General features: G+C 55.2%; 16 protein-coding genes. 2 read left to right on the top strand and 14 right to left on the bottom strand.

The genetic code is table 11. The annotated features are described in order from the left end of the window. Positions 1-17 precede the first annotated feature (17 nt). The 10 genes from motD to flhA all read right to left on the bottom strand — a co-directional run bounded on the left by motD (position 18) and on the right by flhA (position 11,856). Positions 18-875 (bottom strand): flagellar motor protein MotD, encoded by an 858-nt coding sequence (gene motD, locus H4J77_RS06005; protein WP_182247478.1) that lies wholly within the window; start codon positions 873-875, stop codon positions 18-20. A gap of 12 nt (positions 876-887) precedes the next feature. Next, the gene (locus H4J77_RS06000; RefSeq protein ID WP_123887936.1) at positions 888-1,628 is read right to left on the bottom strand and encodes a flagellar motor protein; all 741 of its coding nucleotides are present in this window, start codon (positions 1,626-1,628) and stop codon (positions 888-890) included. Further along, complete coding sequence (locus tag H4J77_RS05995; protein WP_123887935.1) at positions 1,628-2,734, bottom strand: chemotaxis response regulator protein-glutamate methylesterase; 1,107 nt, start codon at positions 2,732-2,734, stop codon at positions 1,628-1,630. The genes H4J77_RS06000 and H4J77_RS05995 overlap by 1 nt, the downstream gene beginning before the upstream one ends. Before the next feature lie 137 nt (positions 2,735-2,871). Further along, on the bottom strand, positions 2,872-5,103 hold the full coding sequence (locus H4J77_RS05990) for a chemotaxis protein CheA (protein ID WP_123887934.1): 2,232 nt from the start codon (positions 5,101-5,103) through the stop codon (positions 2,872-2,874). A 175-nt stretch (positions 5,104-5,278) separates the two neighbouring features. Further along, entirely contained in the window at positions 5,279-6,073 is a 795-nt protein-coding gene (locus H4J77_RS05985; protein WP_182247475.1) for a protein phosphatase CheZ, read from the bottom strand. 21 nt (positions 6,074-6,094) lie between these two features. After that, positions 6,095-6,472 carry a chemotaxis response regulator CheY gene (locus H4J77_RS05980; RefSeq protein WP_172830643.1) on the bottom strand — a complete coding sequence of 126 codons (378 nt, stop codon included), beginning with the start codon at positions 6,470-6,472 and terminating at the stop codon, positions 6,095-6,097. A gap of 222 nt (positions 6,473-6,694) precedes the next feature. Further along, positions 6,695-7,429 carry an RNA polymerase sigma factor FliA gene (locus tag H4J77_RS05975; protein WP_123887997.1) on the bottom strand — a complete coding sequence of 245 codons (735 nt, stop codon included), beginning with the start codon at positions 7,427-7,429 and terminating at the stop codon, positions 6,695-6,697. After that, positions 7,429-8,256, bottom strand: coding sequence for a flagellar synthesis regulator FleN (fleN, locus tag H4J77_RS05970; RefSeq protein ID WP_123887932.1), 828 nt, complete (start codon positions 8,254-8,256; stop codon positions 7,429-7,431). Before fleN ends, H4J77_RS05975 begins: the two co-directional genes overlap by 1 nt. A 31-nt stretch (positions 8,257-8,287) precedes the next feature. Further along, positions 8,288-9,655 (bottom strand): flagellar biosynthesis protein FlhF, encoded by a 1,368-nt coding sequence (flhF, locus tag H4J77_RS05965; protein WP_123887931.1) that lies wholly within the window; start codon positions 9,653-9,655, stop codon positions 8,288-8,290. A gap of 74 nt (positions 9,656-9,729) precedes the next feature. Further along, positions 9,730-11,856 (bottom strand): flagellar biosynthesis protein FlhA, encoded by a 2,127-nt coding sequence (flhA, locus tag H4J77_RS05960; RefSeq protein WP_123887930.1) that lies wholly within the window; start codon positions 11,854-11,856, stop codon positions 9,730-9,732. A 285-nt stretch (positions 11,857-12,141) separates the two neighbouring features. Between flhA and H4J77_RS05955 the strand changes: the two genes are divergently transcribed. Both H4J77_RS05955 and H4J77_RS05950 read left to right on the top strand, forming a co-directional pair. Next, positions 12,142-13,341: a tetratricopeptide repeat protein gene (locus H4J77_RS05955; RefSeq protein WP_182247473.1), complete on the top strand. Its 1,200-nt coding sequence runs from the start codon at positions 12,142-12,144 to the stop codon at positions 13,339-13,341. Positions 13,342-13,354: 13 nt separating this feature from the next. Continuing rightward, positions 13,355-15,715: a bifunctional diguanylate cyclase/phosphodiesterase gene (locus tag H4J77_RS05950; protein ID WP_259364747.1), complete on the top strand. Its 2,361-nt coding sequence runs from the start codon at positions 13,355-13,357 to the stop codon at positions 15,713-15,715. On the opposite strand, the gene H4J77_RS05945 is transcribed toward H4J77_RS05950, so the two are convergent. Genes H4J77_RS05945 through H4J77_RS05930 form a run of 4 tightly spaced genes read right to left on the bottom strand, consistent with a single transcriptional unit; the run spans position 15,712 to position 20,012 of the window. Further along, positions 15,712-16,152 carry a group 1 truncated hemoglobin gene (locus tag H4J77_RS05945; protein ID WP_182247469.1) on the bottom strand — a complete coding sequence of 147 codons (441 nt, stop codon included), beginning with the start codon at positions 16,150-16,152 and terminating at the stop codon, positions 15,712-15,714. The genes H4J77_RS05950 and H4J77_RS05945 overlap by 4 nt on opposite strands. Positions 16,153-16,160: 8 nt before the next feature. Continuing rightward, positions 16,161-17,018, bottom strand: coding sequence for a DUF3034 family protein (locus H4J77_RS05940; RefSeq protein ID WP_182247467.1), 858 nt, complete (start codon positions 17,016-17,018; stop codon positions 16,161-16,163). After that, the gene (locus H4J77_RS05935; protein WP_182247465.1) at positions 17,015-19,336 is read right to left on the bottom strand and encodes a bifunctional diguanylate cyclase/phosphodiesterase; all 2,322 of its coding nucleotides are present in this window, start codon (positions 19,334-19,336) and stop codon (positions 17,015-17,017) included. Before H4J77_RS05935 ends, H4J77_RS05940 begins: the two co-directional genes overlap by 4 nt. Then, positions 19,323-20,012, bottom strand: a complete 690-nt coding sequence (locus H4J77_RS05930; RefSeq protein WP_123887924.1) for a methylamine utilization protein — start codon at positions 20,010-20,012, stop codon at positions 19,323-19,325. The genes H4J77_RS05935 and H4J77_RS05930 overlap by 14 nt, the downstream gene beginning before the upstream one ends. Positions 20,013-20,126 lie beyond the last annotated feature (114 nt).

The following is a 20,126-nucleotide window of genomic DNA, read 5'->3' as shown; positions in this document are numbered from 1 at the left end:
ATCCAGATCTATTACAGCTAAGGAGTAGAGTTCGATGCAGAACCCGTGCCAGATGAATTAACCGTGTTCACAGGTGCCGCAACGTCACTACGGGCCTCACGCATTGCATTGACGGAGCCCGGCTCCCCGCCGTAAGGCTCATGCCGTTTATCGAGAAAACGAGAGACCAGCAACACGACCCTACGATTCGCTTTTCGGCCTGCTGCAGTCGTGTTATCGGCAACTGGCCTAAATTCACCATAGCCTATCGCAGCCAAACGGTCAGGATTGACACCGCCATTGCTCAGCATGCGCACCACACTCGCGGCCCGCGCTGCAGAAAGCTCCCAGTTAGTCGGGTAGTTGCCAGAACGCATGGGGACATTATCGGTAAAGCCTTCAACATGCACCGGATTTTCGTAGGGCGCCAGTATGTCGGCGATCCGGTCCACCAGACCAAATGCAGCATCCAGTGGTAAAGCATCCCCACTAGGGAACAACAAACCCGAACTCAGCTCGATTTCAACCCAGAGCTCGTTACCACGAACCTCTAGCTCACCGGATTGAATCAGCTCACCAAAGGCCTGCTGCATTGCCTGCGTAATATCCTGCAGCGCGTCACGTCCATCAGCCTGCTGTCCCGCCTGGGTTCCGCTGTTGTCCTGGGTGCCAACCCCGCGCGGCTTCTCTTGTCCAACCTGGATGGGGTCTATTGCCCGCGGAGGTTGGTTGAACGCGCCCTCCAGGGTGTCAGACAGCACTTTGTACTTGCCTTCATTAACCGAGGAAATGGAATACATAACGACAAAAAAAGCGAACAACAGCGTGATAAAGTCAGCGTAGGAAACCAGCCAGCGCTCGTGATTCTCATGTTCTTCCTGACGACGTCGCCGCATTACTCTCTCCAGCTAGTCCAGGAAGCCCTCGAGCTTCATTTCGATGGAGCGCGGGTTCTCCCCTTCAGCAATCGACATAAGGCCTTCGAGTAGCATTTCACGGTACCGAGACTGCTGCATCGCTACCGCCTTCAACTTGTGAGCTACCGGAATCAGAAAAAGATTCGCCAGAGCAACACCATAGATAGTTGCGACAAAAGCAACGGCAATGCCAGAGCCCAGCATTGACGGATCAGCCAGATTACCCATTACATGAATCAGCCCCATTACGGCGCCAATAATACCAATGGTTGGCGAGTACCCACCCATACTTTCATAGACTTTGGCCGCCATGAGATCGTGGTTTTCGCGAGTCATCAGCTCGACCTCGAGAATACTGCGCAGCGCCTCAGGCTCACTGCCATCAACCAACAACTGTAACCCTTTACGGGCATAAGGATCCGACTCGACATCAGCCAGTGCCTCCAGCCCGAGCAGGCCTTCCTTACGCGCTATCGTGCTCCAGTTGATAATCTGACTAATTCCCTCACGCAAACGACTTGAGGGCGGGAAGACAATCCAGCGCAGAATAGCCAGCGCACGCTTGAAAACCGTCAAGGGTGTCTGAATGAAGGCAGCGCCCAGGGTGCCCCCGATGACAATCAGCGCGGCAGGGGCGTTCAGCAAAGCGGAAACGTGACCGCCTTCGAGATGATTACCACCGATAATGGCGACGAAAGCCAGGATGATGCCGATGATGCTGAGGATATCCATCAGCCAATCTCTGCCAGATAACGCCCAATCTCATCCAGACTGTAAACACCGTCGGCAAGATTAGCCTTGGCAATAGCCATAGGCATACCGTAAATAACGCAACTGGCCTCATCCTGCGCCCAGACCGCACTGCCGGCCTGCTTGAGCATGCGCGCGCCCTCTCGGCCATCAGCGCCCATGCCAGTCAGTACCACTGCCAGCACCTTGTCTTGAAAAGCCTTGGCAGCCGAGCCAAAGGTGACATCGACGCAAGGCTTGTAATTTAGCCGCTCGTCACCAGGGAGAATGCGTACAACGCCACGACCATCAAGCATCATCTGCTTGCCGCCTGGCGCCAACAGTGCCTGGCCAGGACGCAAAATATCGCCATCCTCGGCTTCCTTCACGGAAATACGACATAGCTTGTCAAGACGCTCCGCAAATGCCTTGGTAAAAGCCGCAGGCATATGCTGAATAAGCAACAAAGGAGCCGGGAAGTTACTTGGCAGCTGGGTCAGCACCTTCTGCAAGGCAACGGGGCCACCGGTAGAGGTACCTATAGCGACCAGCTTGTAGCTGCGCTTGCGCGGCGCCGGGCTACTGCGCGGTGCGGCGACAGCCGGTTTCGCAGCAGTCGTTGACCCCGTCACGGGCCGAGCAACACTACTACTGGTATGGCTGGGAGCAGGGCTCGCTACCGGAGTAGAACTGAGACCCAGCGATCGACGATTGGTGCGGGCAAGTGCGTTAACGCGATCGCACAACAACTGCCGGACCTTGTCCGGGTTGCGAGAAATATCTTCGAAATTTTTGGGTAGATAATCGGCGGCGCCAGCATCAAGGGCATCAAGACTGACACGAGCACCTTCATACGTGAGCGAAGAGAACATGATCACCGGCGTAGGACAGCGCTGCATGATCTCCTTGACCGCGGTGATACCGTCCATCACCGGCATCTCATAATCCATGGTGATAACGTCTGGCCGCAGCGATAGCGTCTGCTCAATAGCCTCCTTGCCATTGGTTGCTGTGCCCACAACCTGGATCTGCGGGTCGCCCGCGAGAATTTCCGTCACCCGGCGGCGAAAAAAACCTGAGTCATCCACTACCAGAACCTTGACCGCCATACCCTCTCCTGAGCCCGCGTCGCCAATCGGTGAAACTACTGTGCGCCTTTTTCCTGAGCACCAACAACTGCTTGTTGCTTCAGCTCATCATGGCCACAGTAGGCGGCAGATGCGGTTGAAACAACAAGCTAGCGCTATTATGTGCGCCGTGCGTAACGATTAAGCAGGCTGGGAATATCCAGAATCAACGCGATACGTCCATCACCCGTAATAGTCGCACCCGCCATGCCCGCAGTACCTTGCAGCATACGACCCAACGGCTTGATAACAACTTCTTCCTGGCCGACCAATTGATCGACCACAAAACCGACTCGCTGAGTACCTACCGACACTATCACCACACTGGCCGCTGAATGATCACTGGTATCTTCAACACCAGGCATCAACCAACGCTTGAGATAGAACAGCGAGAGCGCCTTGTCACGAACGATGATGACTTCCTGACCATCAACGACATTGGTACGTGACAAATCAAGACTGTAAATTTCATTAACACTGACCAGCGGCAGCGCAAAGGCCTGATCTGCCAGCATTACCATCAGGGTTGGCATGATCGCCAGTGTCAGCGGCACCTTAATCGCGATACGCGAGCCTTGGCCCTTGGTAGACTCGATATTGATAGTGCCGTTGAGCTGGGAAATCTTGGTCTTAACGACATCCATGCCAACACCACGACCGGAGACATCGGATATCTCGGTCTTGGTTGAAAAGCCGGGCGCCAAAATCAGGTTAAAGCACTCGCTTTCAGTCAGGCGATCGGCTGCATCCTTGTCCATCATGCCTTTTTCAACCGCTTTGGCACGAAGCACATCAGGATCCATGCCGCGACCGTCATCGACAATAGTCAAGAGTATATGATCGCCCTCTTGCTGTGCAGCCAGTACCACCTTACCCGTGCGCGGCTTGCCAGCAGCCTCGCGCTCGGCGGGCAGCTCAACACCATGATCCACCGAGTTGCGCACAAGGTGAACCAACGGGTCTGCCAAGGCTTCCACCAGGTTTTTATCGAGATCGGTCTCTTCGCCAATCAGTTCAAGGTTTATTTCCTTTTTCAAGCTGCGCGCCAGATCACGCACAACCCTGGGGAAACGACCAAATACTTTTTTGATCGGCTGCATGCGCGTCTTCATGACGGACATCTGCAAATCAGCTGTGACTACATCTAAATTACCCACAGCCTTGTTGAGCTCTTCATCGCCGCTGCTCAAACCCAGGCGCACCAGACGGTTACGAACCAGCACCAACTCGCCAACCATATTCATGATCTCGTCGAGTCTGGCGGTATCGACCCGCACTGTAGTTTCTGCCGTCGAAGCAGGCGCTTCGACAGCCGGTGCTGTCTTCGCAGCGCTGGCGGCTGGGGCTGGCGTAGCAGCCTTGGCAGCTGGCTTGGGCTCAGGTTTGCTCGGTGTAGCCGCAGCCTTGGGAGTGGACGTGACGGGCGCTTGCTCAGCAGCATCCTGCTTGCCGGGCGCCGCACCGTGGCCGTGGAGCTGATCGAGCAAAGACTCGAATTCGTCGTCGGTTATTTTGTCAGGATCGGCAGGCCCGGACGCTGCTGGCGCTTTTGCTGCGCCTGACGAGCTCTGTTCCTCTTTACCAGGCGCCGCGCCCTTACCGTGCAGCTCATCCAGCAAGCTTTCAAACTCATCGTCTGAAATATCATCGCCATTGCTAGCTGCAGCCTTGGCAGCAGCGCCTGTCGGCGCTCCACCTTGGCCATGCAGCTCATCCAGCAAGGCATCGAACTCGTCGTCGGAGATCTCATCGCTGCCAGTGGATACAGCTGCGGGCGGAGCTGCAACTGCCGGAGAGGCCGCGGGCGTATCCCCATGCAGCGCATCAAGTAAAAGCTCAAACTCGTCGTCGGTTATGTCACCTTCACCGCTGGCAATGCTCTCAACTGCTGCAACGCTTGGCGGCGTCGATTCAGGCTCTGCGACCGGAGCCGGAGATGGCTCAGCAACAACATCGGCACTGGCTGGCTGCGCTAATGCTGCCAGCGCATCAAGCAATGCCGGCTCTGCAGGAGTGGGGTCTTGTTGATTGCGTACTTGATCAAACATCACGTTGACTGCGTCAAGCGCCTGCAGTACCACGTCCATCAAGTCGGAGGTAACAGGACGCTCGCCCTTGCGCAGAATATCAAACACGTTTTCCGCGATATGGCAGCAGGCTACCAGGGCATCGAGCTGCAGGAACCCAGCACCACCTTTGACGGTATGGAAACCGCGAAAAATGGCATTGAGCAGTTCCTTGTCTTCGGGACGGTTCTCCAGCTCAACCAGCTGCTCAGACAAAAGTTCGAGAATTTCACCTGCCTCGACCAGAAAGTCCTGGAGAATCTCTTCATCCGCATCGAAACTCATGCACCCACTCCCCTCGGGCGTGTTAACAGTAAACGGGCATACGTCGGGCGCTAATAGTGCTGCTTGCACGCAGTCCGTTGTTATCAGTCGTCAATCCGGAACCAGAAAACCTAACCACTCTACATTCTGCCTGACTGCAACCAGCACGCTGCGCGCTGGCGTTTATCTGTAGGAGTCAGAATCCCAAGCTGGATAGAAGGTCGTCAACTTCATCCTGACCGGATACAACGTCTTCTCTTGTATCGGCATGAATCTGCGGACCTTCACCTTTAGTTGTAGGTTTTTTTGTCTCGCTGACTGTTTCGGTATGACTTACGCCGGTAATACGGTCAACTTGACCGGCCATACGCACCAGGTTGAGCAAACTCTCCTCAACGTCATGCACCAGTGTAATAACCCGCTTGATTACCTGACCGGTCAAATCCTGGTAATCCTGTGCGATCAGAATATTGTTGAGATCGCCCGACACATCGGTGCTGGTAGTCTCGACCTTGTCCAGAAAGTCATCCATGCGCTTGTACAGCTCACGAAACTCATCAGCGGCCATTTCGCGGCGCTGCAACCGCTGCCAATCAGCACGCAGTGACGTTGCTTCCGCACCCAAACCAGAGACCTTGGGCGCAATATTTTCGACCAGATCCATAGTACGGTTAGCTGCTTTATCAGTCAGCTTTACGACGTAATCCAAACGATCAGAGGCGTCAGAAATCTTTGAGGTGTCGTTTACGTCATCCAGCGCGTGAGTGGTATCGATCTGGAAGTTGACGATGGAATTGTGCAGTGCTCGGGTCAGCTGCCCGACCTCATGATAGAGGCCGCGATCACGCGCCTGATTGATTGCGTGGATCACCAGCAGGGCTTCGGCAAAGTCGCCTTGCTCTAAATGATCGACCAGTTGGCGCGCGTTATCCTTCAGGGAATGTTCAAATTCCTGAGCAGTCGCCTGGCCGGGATCCTTACTTAACGACATAACCTGTACCCCGGTTGATTATTATTTTGCCTGTACGCGCTCAAAAATCTTTTCGATTTTTTCTTTCAAGGCTTGAGCGGTGAAGGGCTTGACTACATAACCATTAACGCCAGCCTGAGCAGCTTCGATGATCTGGTCACGTTTGGCCTCAGCCGTCACCATTAGCACCGGCAAATGTTTAAGCCGATCATCAGCGCGCACCGCACGCAACAGATCGATGCCACTCATGCCGGGCATATTCCAGTCAGTCACCAGAAAATCGAAATTGCCGCTTTGCAACATAGGCAAAGCGGTGTTGCCATCATCGGCTTCTGCCGTGTTGGTAAAACCCAGGTCGCGCAACAGGTTCTTGATAATGCGCCTCATCGTTGAAAAATCATCAACGATGAGAATTTTCATATTCTTGTCCAAGTCGACCTCCGTACAAACCAGGGAAAGTGCAGGCCTGCACCCCGAAACCCATTGCAATGGCCAAACTAGCCGTTAAAAGAAATTCTGAGCAGCCCACTGCGACACAACCCGCTGCTCACAACATCTTCATGTTTACGTCATTAAAACAGGATAAGGCGCAGTGCTGCTGTGTTGAGCAGCCAGTGCATTGTCCGGATGCTGGCGACAAAATCAATCATTTCGCCAACTTGTTAACCTTGCTCGCAACCGCGCGGCACACTGGCTGTGTAACTGACTGACGCGAGACTCGCTCACACCCAGTACAGCTCCTATCTCCTTGAGGTTTAACTCTTCGTCGTAATACAGCGACAGCAGCAATCGCTCACGCTCAGGCAAACTGTCGATAGCCTCAGCCAATGCCACGCGAAAACGCTCGTCCTGCAACCCCGAAAAAGGTTCATAGTCACCCTGGACATCAGCCGGCGCACCGCTTTCCAGCAAGTCATCAAAGCTAAACAACTTGCTACCGGCAGTGTCATTGAGAATTGAATAATATTCCTCAAGGCTCATATCAAGTTCGGCAGCAACCTCGTGATCTTTAGCGTCACGACCTAAACGAGATTCCACTGAGCGCATTGCATCACTCACCATGCGCGTATTTCGATGCACAGAGCGTGGCGCCCAATCGCCCTTGCGCACCTCATCAAGCATAGAGCCTCGGATGCGAATGCCAGCGTAGGTTTCGAAGCTGGCGCCCTTGCCAAAATCAAATTTCCGCGAGGCCTCGAGTAGACCTATCATTCCGGCCTGCATCAGATCGTCAACCTGCACACTGGACGGCAAGCGACCAAGCAGATGATAAGCAATACGTTTTACCAACGGAGCATATTGCTCAACGAGTCGATCCTGATTATTTGCAGAACTTTGTGCTCGTGTATACATGCTTAATCCGCCAGCCGCTGCAATCATAGGCCTGATCCAGTGGGCCGTACCAGGCGTTCGACAAAGAACTCAAGATGTCCGCGAGGATTCGCCGGCAAAGGCCATGAATCTACTTTTTGCGCAATCGAACGAATCGCCATGGCAGCCTTGCTGCGCGGAAACGCTTCGTAAACTGCACGCTGCTTCTGTACGGACTTGCGTACCGCCTCGTCGAAAGGTACGGCCCCGACGTATTGCAGCGCTACGTCGAGAAACCGGTCAGTTACTTTTGATAGTTTAGCAAAAACCATGCGACCTTCCTGCGGAGTTCCCACCATATTTGCTAATACCCGAAATCGGGTCATGCCATGATCCCGATTCAGCAGCTTGATAAGCGCGTAGGCATCAGTGATTGAGGTCGGTTCATCACAGACAACAACCAAGGCCTCTTGTGCAGCACGCACAAAGCTCACAACCGAATCACCGATACCCGCAGCGGTGTCGACAACCAACACATCGATGTTGTCGCCAATCTCACTGAACGCCTGAATCAGCCCAGCGTGCTCTTGATGGCTCAGGCTAACCATGCTGGCAGCACCCGAAGCAGCAGGTACCACACGAATGCCTCCGGGGCCGTTGATCATTACATCGCGCAGATCACACTTGCCTTCCAGCACGTCAGCCAGAGTAGCTTTGGGCTTTAGCCCCAGCAGTACATCGACATTGGCCAAGCCCAAGTCGGCATCCAGCAGCACTACACGCCGCCCGATATCCGCCAGCGCCAAGCTGAGGTTGACCGACACATTGGTTTTGCCGATACCGCCTTTACCGCCGGTGACCGCGATAACCTGAACCGGATGATTGCTACCCATCTACGATGATTACCTTGAGTTATTGATTTGCTTAACTTGCCCGCTGGCCATGCATCATGCCGGCAAACACATCTGCCATCGCCTGATCTGCCGGCGCCTCACTACTTCCCATGCTAACTGCGCGGGTGACCAACTGATGCCCTACGGCACGATTGATGTCGTCGGGAATTCGCTGGCCATCTGCCAGATAGGCTACCGGCAAACCCTGCTCCATAGCCAGCCCTAATGACTCACCCAAGGTAGCAGCCTCGTCGACCTTGGTCAGTATGCAGCCACTGAGACCGCAACTCTTGTAGTTGTGGTAAGCAGCCTTCATCACCCGATACTGACTGGTGGCAGCCAACACCAACAGATTGCGTACCTGCCGGCCCTGCTGCGCCAATGCGCTCAACTGGCTGCGCAGGTAAGGATCCTGGGCCTGCAGGCCAGCCGTATCTACCAGCACCAAACGCTTGCCGGAAAAGTCAGCCAGTACGTCCTGCAAACTGTTTTGTTCGTCAACCACCCGCACCGGCACATCCAGAATACGACCCAGGGTGCGCAGCTGTTCATGCGCACCAATGCGATAGGTATCCATCGTCACCAGAGCCACATGCTGACTACCGTGCTTAAGTACATAACGCGCAGCCAGCTTACCCAGTGTAGTTGTCTTGCCTGCGCCCGTGGGCCCAACCAACGCGATGATACCGCCTTGATCCAGCAGCTCTTCACGTAACGTAGGGATCCGATGCGCCAGGTGCGCCAGCAGCAGGCGCCAGGCTTGGCGCACATCTGGCACATCAGCCACCTGGCGCAGCAGATCCTGGCAGATTTCCGCTGGCAGCCCGAGCTGAGTCAGACGACGCCATAAACCCGCTTGTTTGGGCTGCTGCTGGTTGAGTTGCCCCCAGGCCATACCGCCCAATTGCGACTCCAGCATTTCACGCAGCCCAGCCAGTTCAGCACGCATAGCGCTGAGCCCGCCCGCGTCAGCCGACTCAGCGGCAGGCGCAGACGGCTCAACCGACTTGGCCTTGCGCTGCACTGAAGGCTCTTCGCTCGGCTCCTGCACAAGCCTGTCGAGTAAATCACGCGCCACGGGCGAGCCCTGCTCCGCAGCCGCACGCATGCTATCTCCAAATAATTGACGGTTAACCGTCGGCTGGTTGTGCGAGGCCATGCTCCCCACTTCCAGCTCAGCCCGAGCGGCAACAATGCGCTCCTGGGTTTTCTTCAGTTCCTGATCAAGCCCGGGAGTCGGAGGCGTAAGACGCGGCGCCACGTAGTCCAGCGCAGCGGTCAGCTCAACACCACCGGCAACCCGACGGTTGGCGATGATGGAGGCATCAGCGCCCAACTCATCACGCACCAGTTTCATCGCTTGGCGCATATCGGCGGCAAAGAAACGTTTGACTTTCATGGCTGACCTCATCAGTTACCAAAGCCCCGCGCATCGCGCCAGGCGGCTGTTGTTCTTTACTCTAGAGCCTTCGCTCAGTTCTGTCCGACCGTGGCGACAATGGTCACCTGCTTGCTGTCCGGAATTTCCTGATAGGACAACACATGAGCTCCGGGAGCGGCGTAGCGGACAAACTTGGCCATCATCATGCGAATCGGCCCAGCGACCAGCAGTATCGCTGGCTTGCCCTGCACTTCCTGGCGCTGCACTGCATCCGACAAGGAGCGCTGCAGTTTTTCTGCCATTCCCGGCTCCAGCAACATGCCATCATCGACACCTTGCCCGGCCTTCTGAAGACTCTGTAGCAACATCTGTTCCAACCTTGGTTCCAAGGTGATCACAGGGAGCTCGGAGTCAAGCCCTACAATGCTTTGCACGATGGAGCGCGAAAGCGCGACACGTACCGCGCCAATCACAGCGCCAGGATCTTGACTCTTGCCAGAGCTGTTAGCGATGGCCTCGGCAATGGTTCTGATGTCACGCACCGGCACCTGCTCCTGCAACAGCCCCTGCAATACCTTAAGCAGATTGGAAATGGAGATCAGCCCGGGCACCAGCTCCTCGGCCAGCTTGGGCGAGGCTTTGGCGAGAACCTGCAGCAGTTGCTGAACTTCCTCGTGGCCGATGAGCTCATGCGCGTGCTTATGCAGTATCTGATTGATATGGGTTGCCACGACAGTACTGGCATCCACGACCGTGTAGCCGAGGGATTGGGCTTGATCTTTCTGCGCGGGCTCGATCCATACCGCATCCAGCCCGAAGGCCGGGTCCTTGCCCGCCACGCCCTTGACCTCACCAAACACCTGGCCCGGGTTGATCGCCAGCTCACGATCCGGATAAATCTCCGCCTCGGCCACGCCCACACCCATCAGCGTCAATCGGTAGGCGTTGGGAGCCAGATCGAGGTTGTCGCGGATGTGCACTGAGGGCATCAGAAACCCCAGGTCCTGCGATAGCTTTTTGCGTACACCCTTGATCCGTGCCAGCAACTGCCCACCCTGATTACGATCGACCAGCGGAATCAGCCGGTAACCGACCTCAAGCCCAACCATATCGACGGGCGTAACGTCATCCCAGCCCAGCTCACGGGTTTCCGGCGACTGAACCGCTGGTGGTAACGCCTGCTGGCGCTCAACCTCGGCATCTTCCTCAACTTTCACCTGCTGACGCTTGGCAATAACGTATGCACCACCGGCAGCCAGCGCACCCAGGCCAATGAAAGAGAAATGCGGCATACCAGGGATCAAACCCATGATAATCATAATTGCTGCAGCAATCGCCAACGCCTTGGGCGAGGTAAACATCTGCCTCTGAACCTGGGCACCCATATCCTCTGAGGTGGATACCCGCGTCACCATAATGGCGGCGGCAGTAGACAGCAGCAGCGACGGAATTTGCGCCACCAGACCGTCACCAATCGTCAGCAGTACGTATATCTTTCCGGCTTCAGCGAACGGCAAGCCATGCTGCGCCATACCGATGGCCAGACCGCCAATGACGTTGATAAACAGGATCAGCAGACCAGCAACCGCGTCGCCGCGCACAAACTTACTGGCACCATCCATAGAGCCGTAGAAGTCTGCCTCTTGCGAAACCTCCATGCGGCGCGTTTTAGCCTGCTCCTGATCAATCAGGCCCGAGTTGAGATCGGCATCGATCGCCATCTGCTTGCCCGGCATGGCATCCAGAGTAAAGCGGGCGCTTACTTCAGAGATGCGGCCAGCACCCTTGGTTACCACCACAAAGTTGATGATCATCAAAATGGCAAAGACCACCAGGCCCACCACATAGTTACCGCCGATCACCACCTCACCAAACGCCTGAATAACCTTACCCGCTGCGTCGCCCCCCTCATGGCCGTACAGCAACACCACCCGAGTAGAGGCAACGTTGAGCGCCAGCCGCAGCAAAGTAGCCACCAGCAAAATAGTAGGGAATACGGCAAAATCCAGCGGGCGTAAGGCGTAGGCGCCAACCAGCAGAACCACCAGCGCCAGCGCAATATTGAAGGTAAAGAGTACGTCAAGCAGGAATGGCGGTACCGGCAACATCATCATGCCGAGCATGACCAGCAACAAAATGGGCACGCCCAGACTGCCATGTCGCAGGCCGGCCAGGTTGGTCCGCATGTTACCCATCATTTGTGCGCGATCGACTGCCATTGCTCGGAGCATCCCAGATCAATAATTTGACGCGAATTGCGTGCTTACGAAGCCTTACGCAAGAAGCGTTCCAGCTAGCAAAAAAATATCAGACAGATGACATTAAAAGGCCACTCATTAAACTCAAAGACCAGTGCTATGCTTTGCTCACGGCACCACTCTGTTACAATCGCGGCTCGATAACGGCAAGGGATGGCCAAGTTTAGTAATACCGCCATACCGGATCATCTGAGTAGCCTGTAAAGATGTTCCACCCAGCGTTACCGACCTTCATAGAGAGATTTCATGCGCGCACTTTTGGTTTTGCTGCTCGGCCTCACGGCAGCGTTGACTGGCTGCGAAAGCTTGTCTAAACCCGACGGACTGTTAGCGCGCTCAAGCGAAGTACTGCAAAACCAGCGCCAGCGCTTGGCTGAACTGGCATCCAGCTTGAGGAGTGACCCGCAAGAGCAGGCACGCCACACCGAAGTTCAAGCGCTATTCGATCAGCAATACATCGACCCCTTGACCGAGTATCTGCGGCTGCATAGCGAAGACATCGACTATGCCCCTTACCTGGATCTTGTTCGCGCCGAACGTAACGAGCGCTGCAGCGCTGTGGCTAACCGTTACGCTGGCCAGACAGCCTCTCCCGCCAGCCTGCAGCGCTTGAAACGCGGCTACAACCTTTCCTGCCCTGCCGTGGTAGACGCCTTTGCTCAGCGCGTCGCCAGCCAGCAACCAACAACCAGCAAACTGCCTGCCGCGGCGCAGTCCAATAGCAATCAGCCCACAAGAGCTGAAAGCACCTCACTCAGCGGCGAAAGCAAAGATTGCTACTTACTATTCAGCATCAAGAATTTCCAACAGGCTGCAGCGCCTTGCAGCGCCGCAGCGGCCAATGATGATGCCAAGGCTCAGCATCATCTTGCAGTGATCGCACAGGCCAATAATGATCAAGCGCAGGCCTTGCAGTGGGCAACCAGGTCGGCAGAACTGGGAGACCCTAATGGACAGCTGATGCTCGCCAACCTGCTCAGTCGCAAGGGTGATGACGAACAAGCCTTTCGCTGGCTGCAGGCCTCAGCAGAGCAGGGTCAACGTGAAGCTACTTACCTGTTGGCACGGGCATACCGTGAGGGCACAGGCACAGCGACCAACCCGTCACAAGCGCAGGTGTACCTGGAGCGCGCGGCAAATGCTGGTGACGTAAAGGCTATGTTGCAGCTAGCCAGTCAGGAAAAGGGATTGCCCAGCTCGCGCCAATGGCTAAAGCAAGCGGCCAACAAGAATGCGTCCGAAGCGCAATACCTGCTGGGCATGGATTATCTGGAAGGCAGCAGCGGCAATATTGATTTGCAGGAAGCCTACGTCTGGCTCAGTCTGGCGCTGGTCAATGGCGAGAACCGCGGCAGAGCTAAGCTTGAACAACTATCCAGCCGGTTAAGTGCGGAGGAGTTGACGCAGGCGCAAAACCGCATCCATTCTGGACTCAACGGATTTTAGCCTAGGAATGCCCATGCTCCCGGTCAAGCCAGCCATCATGCTCCTACTCAGCCTGCTGGTTGGGATCTTCATGTTTGGCACTTGGCTAATGTCCAGCTTGAACTTGAACTACTCGCAGAGCGCGATGGCGGAATTACGCCAGCGGCAGATAACCGACACGTTCTACGCCAACCTGGACCGAATCAATGCACACCATCGACAGATGGAGCACAACACCCAAGGCCTGGCGCGCATGGGTAGTTTGCTCGATAGTTTGCAGAGTAGCCCCAGCCTAACCACGCAACGCTTGCGTCAAAGCCTGCAGCAAACATTAACAGACTTTCCCGATAGTTACGGGGGCAGTGTCTGGTTTGCCAACGATCGAGCAGACAGAGCGCTCTACGCCTATCGCCAGGAAAACAACATACAGGTTGAGAGTATCCCGGCGGGCGAGCGTGAGATGATTGCGCAGTGGTTTGCGCGGCTTGCAAACCAATATCAATCAGGCGACCTACCAGACCCCGCAGATAGCTGGATGCCCGCTTACTACAAAGCCAGTATCGAGAGCGCCGTTATCAGCCACGCGGCCCTGATTACCAATAGTCAACAACAGCCAATCGGCTTGGCCATCACCGATTGGCGGGCAGAAGATATCGTCCGCACTGTAAGTCGTGTAGAAGTCACACCCGGCACTTTTTCGTTTCTACTCGATACCGAGAACCGCAACCTTTCCAGTCTCGCCGAAGCCGACAACGTGGCCAAGGCGCAAGAGCTGATCAACGCTATCATTGATTTGAATCTGTATGAGCAAGTAACGCCGCAAACGTCTGCGCAAATCGTCAGCACACGTCAACTGGCTTCACCGATGCAGCAATTGCGGATTAACCTGGATCAGCGAGAGTTCGCGCTGTTTTTTTCACGCACGCAAGCCGGCATGATGTTCGGGGTTGGCGTACCCCAGGCGGAAATCGATGCAGTGCTGGCACCCATGCGCAAGAGCAACTTCAAGATTGTCAGCCTTACCGCGCTGATTTTGCTGATTATCGCAGCGCTGATTCTCTATCTTGTAGCCGGCATCCTGCGCCAGCTACACAATCTCTATACCGACAGCCTCACCAATTTACCCAATCGTGAGCGCCTCATCGTCGATTTGAAAAAACGCCGCACCGCCTCACTAATCCTGCTCAACATTGATTCATTCAAAGAGATTAACGACGTCTATGGCCATGAGTGCGGCGACCATGTGATTGCCGAGTTGGCCCACTCTCTGGATCACTACTTGGCGGACGAGCCCGAGTGGCAACAAAGCCGACTGTACCGCATGCCCGCCGACGAGCTGGCGATCTGGCTACCAGGACAGCAAAGTGAAGACTCGCTGCACCCCCAGCTGAATCACCTGCTTGAATTCATCAGCGCGCTTAAGATCACTTGGCAAAACCAGGATATCCCGGTCAATGCGAGTATTGGTGCCGCGAGCAGCTCGCAGCGCAGTAGCGATGAGATCAATGGCGAATCACTGCTGCCAGGTGCAAATATCGCGCTGGAGCTGGCCCGCCTGAATAAGGACAACTACGTCATTTACGATGAGCGGCACAAGATTCGCGAGAGTTACGAGCAAAATCTGATCTGGGCCAATCGACTAAAAGGTGCGCTCGGAAGCGGCCGCATAGTTCCTTTCTTTCAGCCCATCATGGACCTCAAGACCAACCGAATAGACAAGTTCGAGTGCCTGGTGCGGCTACTGGATGAGCAAGGAGAGCCAATCGGACCTATCCACTTCCTGGACCTGGCAAAAAAGGTACGCCTGTACCGATCGATTACACGCTGTATGGTCGAGAGCAGCATGCGTCAATTTGCTGACCTGCCCTACACCTTCTCGCTGAACCTGTCCTGTGAAGACCTGCTGGATCAGGCGCTATCGGACCATATCATTGCCATGGTCGAAGAGTATCAAATTGGGTCGCGTGTCATTTTTGAAATCCTGGAATCCGAGGGTATCGAGAATTACGCGGAAGTCCGTCAGTTCATCGATCGCGCCAAAACCTTAGGCTGCCGGATCGCGATTGACGACTTCGGGACCGGTTACTCCAACTTCGAGCACCTGCTGCGCCTGGATGTCGACCTGATCAAAATTGATGGCAGCCTGATCAAGCAACTCGATACCAACCCGACAGCCATGACCATTTGTAATGGGATCGTGCACTTTGCCGAAGAGCTCGGCATGCAGACGGTCGCTGAGTTTGTGCATAGCCCAGCGATTCTTGCCAAGGTGCGAGAGCTGGGCATCAACTTCGCGCAAGGAGCCGCTATTGGCATGCCATCGGCCAGCCTTATCACGAAGGTCACCATGCCCGGCAAAGAGTCAGCAACAGACAGCGATTCGCCTGACTCCTAGCGGTATATGATGTCGTCCCGCATGGGCACCAGGCGTTGCAATAGTCTATTTTGCACCCGCACCGGGATCCCCTCATCGTCCATTGCGGCGATGAGGTCTTCCACCAACGCGTTAAAATCAGCCTCGTTGATATCGAAACCGGCATGCACCTGTTTCATGCTGTCGCCTGTGTATTCACAAGGGCCACCAGCCTCAACACAAAGTTGCTCCTGCAACTTCTCCTGCAGCCGCGCAATGTCGGTATCGGCAAAATGGTGCACGATGCGCGGATCATCCGCAATGCGATACAACAGCCCTTCTACCACCCGATTGATTCCCGCCTGCGACCCCAGATCCTGATAAAGGCTATCGTTTGCAGGTGGCGCACTAGTCATACAACCAGCCAGTCCCAAGAAAAGCAGGCTCAGACTGAGATCTTTGAAGGTAAACCGGCGCATACACTGCCTCAATAGCTTAGTTGCAATGAAAGATATAGCCCCTGCTGATCCTCAAGCGTAGCGATTTCACCCAGGTCGGCCCAACCCGCGACCAACCCGAGGCGTTTGCTGGGGAAGTAGCCAACAAATAGATCCTGCCAGTCACTTTCACCGGCGAACGACAGGTTGTCAGGCTTTTCACGATACTCGATACCCACTACCCATTGCGGACTCAGCAAAAGCGCTGCACTACCTTCCTTCAACAGACTGCGACTGTCTCGACGATCACCGCCAAAGCCCAGCAACCCAGTCTCGTTTGCCCGCGAGTAACGCAGCGTGCCATTCAGCAGCAGGTTATACCCGCCTGCAGCACCGACAAATAAACGCGATGCTGCCATGTAGTAGTCGGTGTCAGCGTCGCGTCGCGCCCCCACCAGCGAGGGAATCTGAAAATTGTTTTGGCGCTTGTACTGCGCGCCAAAGGAAACCTGCGGCAGCGAATCGTAGATAAGGTCACCAAACAGCCTCACCTTGAGTCCGAAAACATCCTGACTCAGGGTTCTTTCGGGCAGAGCAGCGGCTTTCGCAAGCGCGTCAATATCCAGGCGTTGGCGCGCCAGGGATAGCTCTACACGATTACCCAAGCTGAGCGCGGCGCCATAGCTGTCGAGACGATAGTCTCCGGTCTCGACCCGAGTAGCGAATACATCGCCGCCCCACTCATCGCGCGTACCGTAACCGGACAAGACCGCCCATGGCACTATTCCGCCACCGGCCGCGCCCTCAATATTGGTTGCGCCACCGGTAGCCAGCAACCGCCCCCCTGGTTGAGCAGAGGCGATGCCGGTAAAAGTCGATAACATCAGGACGAAAACTGTTTTTCTCATGTGCCCTCACCACCGCCAAAGGTGCCACGGGTATCTTCCAGCCATTGCTCCAAATCAGTTGCTGAAAGCGGACGACTAATAAAATACCCCTGCGCCACATCACAATGCCGCTCCTTCAGCCAGTTAAGGCTATAAAGGTTCTCTACCCCTTCTGCGACAACTTTGAGTCCCATATTGTGGGCAAGCTCGATAGTTGATTTGACGATCACTGCATCCTCGCTGCCTTCAGCCAGCTGCAATACAAAAGACTTGTCTATCTTAAGATCCTGCACCGGCAAACTCTTTAGCATCGCCAGTGAGGAGTAACCCGTCCCGTAATCATCAACTGCCAGGGCGATACCCAGCTCCCGCAGCACACGCAGACTAACAATGCTGCGCTCCGGGTCTGTCATCAACGCGCTTTCAGTCACTTCCATCGACAGATACGCCGGGCTAATTTGTTGAGCCAGCAACAAACCCTCGATGCGCTGCGGAAAAAGTGGGTCATCCAGATCCCGGGCGGAGATATTCATTGCCACTTGCAAACCGATGCCGCGATCTATCCAGTCGCGTAGTTGCGAAACAACTGCATCCATCATCCACTGCGTCAGCATCCCAATGCTGCCGGTCTGCTCCGCTAACACAATGAACTCATCCGGACCTATTGGCCCTAACTCACTATGAGTCCAGCGCATCAATGCCTCAACTTGCCGCACCTCACCTGAGGCCAGATCGAGCTTGGGCTGAAAGACGACGGACAGCTCCTTGTACTCTGGCGCATAGCGGATATCCCGCGCCAGCTGAATACGACGCTGGAAGGCTCGATCACGCTGAGCCTGATAGACTGCAACACGATCAGCACCGGGAGAGGCATCAGCGAGTGCGATACTGGCTTGGCGCAGCAGCTCATGAGGATCACTCCCGTTAAGCGGCCACTCAACCACACCCGCCACCCATTGCGAACTAAGCTTTATATCATCGACCTGCATCTTCTCGCTAAGCCGCGCCAGCAGGGCATCAATATCCACAACAGCCTGATCCAGATTAGCCCGCTCCAACAGCAGCAGAAATCCAACACCGGGCTGCCAGGCCAACAACGCATGCGCTGGCAGGTGATCAACCAGACGCGTCACTGACTGGCGAATAAATGCATCCATAAAATCCTGCCCGCGGGCGTTTATCAGCAACTCGGCAGACACGAGATCACATTGCGCAAGCACACCTGCTTGCCCATTCGCGATTGCACTCCTGAGCCGCTCACGTATCACGCTAACGTTAGGCAAGCCGGTAAGCGGATCATGCAGTGCGTTATGCGAAATCAATTTTTCACGTTCTGCGATACCCACCCGCATCTCGTCAATGCTTGTGGCCAGCATCCCCAGTTCATCTGTGCGCGGCAATGCCACCTTGCCACTATAGTCGCCGCGACCAATGCGCTCGGCAGCCAATGCCAGTAAGGTAACAGGGCGCGCCAAACTGCCAGACAGGCGCACTGCCAACAATGACGAGACCAACAAAGCAATCAGCGTGATGATCATCAGCTCACGCTTGAGGTAATCAAAACTGGCCAAGGCTTCGCTCAAGGGGCTGGCTAGCTGAGCAACCACGCTATAAGGTGCCTGATCCAGTAGAGTGATAGGGATAGTCAGGTAAATCTCTTCCGCAAATTGCTGAGTCCCCTCCTGCATGCTCATATTCTGCTGCGCGAATGGCATAGTAGAGAAAGCACTCATAACCTCTTGGTCACGACGACTGACAAAACGAATCTCCAGCCCCGTAATTGTCTGCAGCTCGTTGGCCAGCGCAGTGTCCAGCGCGAACGCCATCGCTACCTGACCGACCGGCACTGGAGCACGCACAACCGCCTCTACCAATAGGTAGGGCCGATTATCTATAACCGTGATCATTGCCTGATCAGACAAAGACTGCAGCGCTTGCACTTCGACCTTATCAGCCCCCGCAACCGTGGCAGTAGAAATGCGTAAAGCACCTTTGGCATCGAAGAAAAGGGCTTGATCTGCGCCTATTCGACCGACCTGATTAAGCAAAGCTGAGCGTATAGTCGCAAGATCACCGGTCGCAACCGCTTGGCGAAAGCCGAAATCAGCTACCAGAATCTGTGTGGCATTGGTTAGTTCACGGGCACGCGCCTCCAGCAGGTTACTGAAAACATTGCTACCGATCTCCAGCTGCCTCTGCGCCTGGCGCTGGGCTGAGAAGTTGGTACTCGCATACACCGCCAGAAAAACCAGGCCCAGCACTATCGCCAACAAACCAACCGCAGTCAGTATAAGTCGAGTACGCAGCGAGCGAATACGCATCAAGCTATTGAGTCGCATTCTTGAAGCGCTGTTGCAGCGGCGACAATGCGGGCTTCACCACTGAACCAGCTTGCGTAACAGGTAAGCTGATGATTTGACTGGCCTGACTCAGATCAAGTTCGCCCAAGGCAACTGGGGCTTGCTCAAACAAGGAGGGGTGCCACCACGCTACAGGCCACTTACCTGCAGGTAAATCCGCAAGAGATACCATGCCTTGTGTATCACTCACGGCGAAGCGCGGACTATCGGTGATCAGGATATAGCCAACCATGGCATCGTGAATATTACAGCCGAGCACCACTACCCCCGGACGCTCAAAGGACACCGGCGGCGCGTCAGAACCTTTGAACAAACCTAATTCGAAGGGTTTGGCGGAAGAGAACGAATAGACGTGATGACGGACATCATCACTATTGGGAAAGTCGACCAATGACCCACTGGGCACAACCAGCACGTGCGGCTCAAACTGTCGATCAATTTGGTCCATGACATAAGAGTGCGATGCGAGTGCCGGAACCTCGTCAACCATGAGAACGGCATTGGCCAAAGGCTCGCCTGCCTCATCGGTCAACATCACCTGGGCTGCAAAACCACATGCAGACCAAAACAACGATGCAAGTGACGCCATCCCCATAAAAAGGGGAACTTGCATTTGACTGCGACTGAAAAAATGCGGCATGGACTTTTCGCTCATCAGGTGCTCAATCAGGCAGTCTGAAACTGATCCGATCCTCCGACACTCAGACGCTTGCAGCAACCATTCAGGGGATTCATTGCCCAGTCATGATTAGCTGTGTTTACTGAGGTC

It is taken from the genome of Pseudomonas sp. 5Ae-yellow (genome assembly GCF_014077575.1).
Lineage (GTDB): Bacteria > Pseudomonadota > Gammaproteobacteria > Pseudomonadales > Pseudomonadaceae > Halopseudomonas > Halopseudomonas neustonica.
The sequence above is the reverse complement of the archived record's forward strand: the minus strand, read 5'-3'. Positions and strand labels throughout refer to the sequence as shown.

Excerpts from the sequence above, each read along its gene's own strand:
- motD (WP_182247478.1), bottom strand. The coding sequence starts at position 875 with ATGCGGCGACGTCGTCAGGAAGAACATGAGAATCACGAGCGCTGGCTG.
- H4J77_RS06000 (WP_123887936.1), bottom strand. The coding sequence starts at position 1,628 with ATGGATATCCTCAGCATCATCGGCATCATCCTGGCTTTCGTCGCCATT.
- H4J77_RS05995 (WP_123887935.1), bottom strand. The coding sequence starts at position 2,734 with ATGGCGGTCAAGGTTCTGGTAGTGGATGACTCAGGTTTTTTTCGCCGC.
- H4J77_RS05990 (WP_123887934.1), bottom strand. The coding sequence starts at position 5,103 with ATGAGTTTCGATGCGGATGAAGAGATTCTCCAGGACTTTCTGGTCGAG.
- H4J77_RS05985 (WP_182247475.1), bottom strand. The coding sequence starts at position 6,073 with ATGTCGTTAAGTAAGGATCCCGGCCAGGCGACTGCTCAGGAATTTGAA.
- H4J77_RS05980 (WP_172830643.1), bottom strand. The coding sequence starts at position 6,472 with ATGAAAATTCTCATCGTTGATGATTTTTCAACGATGAGGCGCATTATC.
- fleN (WP_123887932.1), bottom strand. The coding sequence starts at position 8,256 with ATGGGTAGCAATCATCCGGTTCAGGTTATCGCGGTCACCGGCGGTAAA.
- flhF (WP_123887931.1), bottom strand. The coding sequence starts at position 9,655 with ATGAAAGTCAAACGTTTCTTTGCCGCCGATATGCGCCAAGCGATGAAA.
- flhA (WP_123887930.1), bottom strand. The coding sequence starts at position 11,856 with ATGGCAGTCGATCGCGCACAAATGATGGGTAACATGCGGACCAACCTG.
- H4J77_RS05955 (WP_182247473.1), top strand. The coding sequence starts at position 12,142 with ATGCGCGCACTTTTGGTTTTGCTGCTCGGCCTCACGGCAGCGTTGACT.
- H4J77_RS05950 (WP_259364747.1), top strand. The coding sequence starts at position 13,355 with ATGCTCCCGGTCAAGCCAGCCATCATGCTCCTACTCAGCCTGCTGGTT.
- H4J77_RS05945 (WP_182247469.1), bottom strand. The coding sequence starts at position 16,152 with ATGCGCCGGTTTACCTTCAAAGATCTCAGTCTGAGCCTGCTTTTCTTG.
- H4J77_RS05940 (WP_182247467.1), bottom strand. The coding sequence starts at position 17,018 with ATGAGAAAAACAGTTTTCGTCCTGATGTTATCGACTTTTACCGGCATC.
- H4J77_RS05935 (WP_182247465.1), bottom strand. The coding sequence starts at position 19,336 with ATGCGACTCAATAGCTTGATGCGTATTCGCTCGCTGCGTACTCGACTT.
- H4J77_RS05930 (WP_123887924.1), bottom strand. The coding sequence starts at position 20,012 with ATGAGCGAAAAGTCCATGCCGCATTTTTTCAGTCGCAGTCAAATGCAA.